General features: G+C 45.8%; 1 protein-coding gene. It reads left to right on the forward strand.

The window, feature by feature from the left end; genetic code table 11:
* Positions 1 to 302: 302 nt before the first annotated feature.
* Positions 303 to 487: pyridoxal-phosphate dependent enzyme (locus tag J5224_RS35515; protein ID WP_264629449.1), on the forward strand; the 185-nt coding region annotated here is incomplete at its 3' end.

The raw sequence follows: 487 nt of genomic DNA on the forward strand, positions 1-487 counted from the left end.
CAGCCTGTTGCAATCGCAGTACCGCGATGGCGACGGCATTTAATCAGCATATAGACGCAGCAAAATAATAATCAGCGACGAAGATGATTATTTAATCCGGTTATGGATTATGAAAAATAAGAATAAGCCGTCGCTGGTCTACTTATATCGCTCATTATTTTTGAAATGATTTTTCTAATAATAATTATGCACCCTGCATACGGATGTAATCATGACTATTTTGGATAGGGTGGGCATTAATCGCCTTGCCCTTATTTTCTAACGTTGCGCCTGGGGTATCGCTATGGGCGAAAGCGGAATTTATGAACCCCAGTGGTTCGGTAAAAGACCGTGCGGCAAAAGCCATGGTGCTGGATGGCATTGCGCGTGGCGCACTGACGCCAGAAAAAACCATTATTGATGCCACCAGCGGTAATACCGGCATTGCTTACGCCATGATGGGCGCGGCGTTGGGTTATAAGGTGGTGCTGTATATGCCGCAGAACAC

The sequence above is a fragment of the Candidatus Symbiopectobacterium sp. NZEC135 genome, assembly GCF_025962695.1.